Below are 4543 nucleotides of genomic sequence, written 5' to 3'. Positions count from 1 at the left end.
AATCAATGCCGCACATTTTGATCGTCGAAGACGAAACAATTATCCGCTCCGCCTTGCGCCGCCTGCTGGAACGTAATCAGTACCAGGTCAGCGAAGCCGGTTCAGTGCAGGAAGCACAAGAACGCTTCACCATTCCTACGTTCGACCTGATCGTCAGCGATCTGCGTTTGCCGGGCGCGCCGGGCACCGAGCTGATCAAGCTCGGCCAGGGCACGCCGGTGCTGATCATGACCAGTTACGCCAGCCTGCGCTCGGCGGTCGACTCGATGAAGATGGGCGCGGTGGATTACATCGCCAAGCCTTTCGACCACGACGAAATGCTCCAGGCCGTCGCGCGGATTCTGCGTGATCGCCAATCGGCCCCGGCTGCCGGCGAAGCGCTTGCCAGCAAACCGGCCAATGGCAGCGGTAAACCCGCCACCGACAACAGCAATGGCGAGATCGGCATCATCGGCTCGTGCCCGCCGATGCAGGATCTGTACAGCAAGATCCGCAAAGTCGCGCCGACCGATTCCAATGTGTTGATTCAGGGCGAGTCCGGCACCGGTAAAGAACTGGTGGCGCGCGCCCTGCACAATCTGTCGAAACGCGCCAAGGCACCGATGATCTCGGTGAACTGCGCAGCCATTCCGGAAAGCCTGATCGAGTCTGAACTGTTCGGCCACGAAAAAGGCGCGTTCACCGGCGCCAGCGCCGGGCGTGCCGGTCTGGTCGAAGCGGCGGACGGCGGCACGTTGTTCCTCGACGAAATCGGCGAACTGCCACTGGAAGCTCAGGCCCGTCTGCTGCGCGTGTTGCAGGAAGGCGAAATTCGCCGCGTTGGTTCGGTGCAGTCGCAGAAGGTCGATGTACGCCTTATCGCCGCAACGCACCGGGATCTGAAGAGCCTGGCGAAAATCGGCCAGTTCCGTGAAGACCTTTATTACCGTCTGCACGTGATTGCCCTGAAATTGCCAGCGCTGCGCGAACGCGGTGCCGACGTCAACGAAATCGCCACAGCTTTCCTCGCTCGCCAGAGCGCACGTATCAACCGTACCGACCTGAAATTTGCTGCCGATGCCGAACAGGCCATTCGTCACTATTCCTGGCCGGGTAACGTGCGCGAGCTGGAAAACGCAGTCGAGCGCGCGGTGATTCTCAGCGAAAGCCCGGAAATCTCTGCCGAACTGCTGGGCATCGACATTGAACTGAGCGATCTGGACGACGACGAGTTCATCGGCCTGCCACCGCAAACCGGTGGTAACGCCAGCAACAGCAGCCATGAGCCGACCGAAGACCTGTCGCTGGAGGATTACTTCCAGCACTTCGTCCTTGAGCATCAGGATCACATGACCGAGACCGAACTGGCGCGCAAACTGGGCGTCAGCCGTAAATGTCTGTGGGAACGCCGTCAGCGTCTGGGCATTCCACGGCGCAAGACCGGGGTCGCCAGCGAGAGCTGAACGTTACCTGTCGAGTGTGCGGGTAACGCTTGAAGAGGTGAAAAAACTGTTACCTCAGTCTTTTCACGTAACAGAAGCCGGGGTTATCGGTAACGAAACCCCGGCTTTTTTTCGCCCCGAGAAAACGGTTATATCGACCTAACCCTTTGTTTTACGGGGTTTCGCAAAAGTTGGCACGACCCCTGCTATATGTTTGGTACAAGAACAATAACAAGCAATGTACAAGACAATAAAAATAACACGAATCGACTCACGCACAATAAAAACAAGACGGCGAGAGGCGCAGCTAACTTATTCTTTTGGAGAGGCGTTGTATTTGGGGCTTGCCCCACGACCAGGCCGAGAACAACAAAAACTGTCCTAAGACAGAGCCTGTACTGGTTGGATCGTAAGATCACTGCAATTCAGCGACCAAAGCAATCCGTTTGCTCTTGGCTCCCGATTGGGAGGGTCACGAAGGAAAAGCTTCGTGGCGAGGGCACTCAACAAAAACAAGAAGCCCGAATCAATAATAAAAAGAGCACGCAACTACTTCTTGGGGAGCTTCGGCTCCCCTTGTAGTTTCTCCCTTCTGTAAAAAACTCCCTGTTTTACCCCCCGTTTCACCCTTGTAGCTTGCGGCTTTCAGCTCGAAGCTGCTGTCTCCTACACCATCCCCCGACTAAATGCTAGAATCTGCGCCCATCATGCGGTCATTCTTTGGTATGGCCGAACATTCCTTCAAACAGTGCATCCCATGCTGAAGAAGTTGTTCCAGTCATTCCGAACTCCCGTGCGTCGTACGCAACACATCCGTAGCACCCCTGAAGTGCTCAACAGCGGTCAACATTCGCTGCAGAAAACGCAGTTCAGCCGCTATGCGGTGAATATTGTCGAACGCCTGCAAGGTGCCGGTTACCAGGCTTATCTGGTCGGTGGTTGCGTGCGTGACATGCTGCTGGGCATCACGCCCAAGGATTTCGACGTCGCCACCAGCGCCACCCCCGAGCAAGTCCGCGCCGAATTCCGCAACGCGCGGATCATTGGCCGTCGCTTCAAACTGGTGCATATCCATTTCGGTCGCGAAATCATTGAAGTCGCGACCTTCCGCGCCAATCACCCGGTCAACGAAGACGACGAGGACAGCAATCAGTCCTCGCGTAACGAAAGCGGGCGGATTCTGCGCGACAACGTTTACGGCACCCTGGAAGAAGACGCGCAACGCCGCGACTTCACCATCAACGCCCTGTATTACGATCCGGTCAGCGAGCGCATTCTCGATTACGCCAACGGCGTACACGACATCCGCAATCACCTGATCCGTCTGATCGGCGATCCGAAGCAGCGCTACCAGGAAGACCCGGTGCGCATGCTGCGGGCCGTGCGTTTCGCCGCCAAGCTCAACTTCGGCATCGAGAAGCACACCGTGCAGCCGATCCGCGAGCTGGCGCCGATGCTGCGCGAGATCCCGTCGGCGCGTCTGTTCGAAGAAGTGCTCAAGCTGTTCCTCTCGGGACACGGCGCAATTACCTTCGAAATGTTGGTCGATCTGCAACTGTTCGCCCCGCTGTTCCCGGCCAGTGCCGATGCACTGGAACACAACCCGGAATACACCCACACGCTGATCAGCGAAGCGCTGACCAACACCGACCTGCGCATCAAGCAGAACAAACCGGTAACCCCGGCGTTCCTGTTTGCCGCGCTGTTGTGGCCAGCCTTGCCGGCCCGCGTGTTGCGCTTGCAAGAACGTGGCATGCCGCCAATCCCTGCAATGCAGGAAGGCGCCCACGAGCTGATCGCCGAACAGTGCCAGCGCATCGCGATTCCGAAACGCTTCACCATGCCGATCCGCGAGATCTGGGACATGCAGGAACGCTTGCCACGCCGCAGCGGCAAACGCGCCGACCTGTTGCTGGACAATCCGCGTTTCCGCGCCGGTTACGACTTCCTGCTGTTGCGTGAAAGCGCCGGCGAAGAGACTGACGGCCTCGGCGAATGGTGGACGGATTATCAGGACGCCAACGAAAGCGAACGTCGCGACATGATTCGCGACCTCAGCGGCAAAGGTGATGACGCCAGCGGCGCACCACGCAAACGTCGCCGCAGCGGCGGTTCCAAGCGCAAACGCGCCGGCGCCCCGAGCGCTTCGACCGGCGAGTAAAAGCATGGAACGCATCTACATCGGCATGGGCAGCAATCTCGCTGACCCCGCCGAACAATTGCGCAGCGCCGTCGAGGCGCTGGGGCAATTGCCGCAAACCACGCTGGTGGGCGTTTCGGCCTTCTATCAAAGTGATTCGTTGCTGCCAGGCCAGCCGCGCTACACCAATGCGGTCGCGGCGCTCGACAGTACGCTCGCTCCACTGGAACTGCTCGATGCGTTACAAGCGATCGAGAATGACCAGGGCCGCGAACGTCTGGAGCGCTGGGGCCCGCGTACGCTGGATCTGGATATTCTGCTGTTCGGTGATCGTTTGATCGACGAGCCACGCCTGAAAGTCCCGCATTACCAGATTCAGGAACGTGCGTTCGTGCTCTATCCCCTCGCTGAACTGGCGCCGGCGGATCTCCATCTGCCCGACGGCCGCACCTTAGCCGACCTGCTCGCCGCCTGCCCGTTCATCGGCCTCGAACGCCTGCCCCACCCCTGACACTGCAATGGCCTTTTGTGGCGAGGGGATTTATCCCCGATCGGCTGCGCAGCAGTCGTAAAACCGGCAAATGTGCTGTGTCAGAATTGTCGCGGTCTTCGGTTTGGGGCCGCTTCGCAGCCCATCGGGGATAAATCCCCTCGCCACAAAAAACGGATTTCCCACATCGGTTTTGTCGGACAAAAATTCCTCGAATCAGGCCCGCCGCGCCGCTGAATCGCATCAGTAACGCCGGTAACACTCGCCTCGTAACAATGCGGTAACACACGCAATTGACTTCCTCGGTTCTCCTCACGACTATAGGCGTCCCGCTGCCGCCAACCCGGCACATACGGGCGCAATCCAGGCCTTATAAGCACGACAAAAGAGCGTGCGCCTGAGTAAATGAAGAATCACGCGCGTTACTCGCAGTAGTTTCCAGAGCGCCTGAACGAGGATTTTTTACATGCCAGCCATCACCCTGACCACGCT

The 4543-nt window shown here is 58.5% G+C and carries 3 protein-coding genes; all 3 read left to right on the top strand.

The window, feature by feature from the left end; translation table 11 throughout:
- Nucleotides 1-5 precede the first annotated feature (5 nt).
- Nucleotides 6-1442: a sigma-54 dependent transcriptional regulator gene (locus tag ACIP1X_RS27880; RefSeq protein ID WP_212545821.1), complete on the top strand. Its 1437-nt coding sequence runs from the start codon at nt 6-8 to the stop codon at nt 1440-1442.
- 736 nt (nt 1443-2178) lie between these two features.
- Nucleotides 2179-3582 carry a polynucleotide adenylyltransferase PcnB gene (locus ACIP1X_RS27875; protein WP_053123896.1) on the top strand — a complete coding sequence of 468 codons (1404 nt, stop codon included), beginning with the start codon at nt 2179-2181 and terminating at the stop codon, nt 3580-3582.
- 4 nt (nt 3583-3586) lie between these two features.
- Nucleotides 3587-4072: a 2-amino-4-hydroxy-6-hydroxymethyldihydropteridine diphosphokinase gene (gene folK, locus ACIP1X_RS27870; protein ID WP_400755878.1), complete on the top strand. Its 486-nt coding sequence runs from the start codon at nt 3587-3589 to the stop codon at nt 4070-4072.
- Nucleotides 4073-4543 lie beyond the last annotated feature (471 nt).

This window comes from Pseudomonas sp. NPDC088885 (assembly GCF_044750025.1).
Taxonomy (GTDB): domain Bacteria; phylum Pseudomonadota; class Gammaproteobacteria; order Pseudomonadales; family Pseudomonadaceae; genus Aquipseudomonas; species Aquipseudomonas rustica.
Note: the sequence above shows the minus strand (reverse complement) of the source record. Positions and strands in the feature narration are given on the sequence as shown.

Bases quoted from the DNA above. Each gene is read 5' to 3' on its own strand.
- ACIP1X_RS27875 (WP_053123896.1), top strand. From the start codon at position 2,179: ATGCTGAAGAAGTTGTTCCAGTCATTCCGAACTCCCGTGCGTCGTACG.
- ACIP1X_RS27880 (WP_212545821.1), top strand. From the start codon at position 6: ATGCCGCACATTTTGATCGTCGAAGACGAAACAATTATCCGCTCCGCC.
- folK (WP_400755878.1), top strand. From the start codon at position 3,587: ATGGAACGCATCTACATCGGCATGGGCAGCAATCTCGCTGACCCCGCC.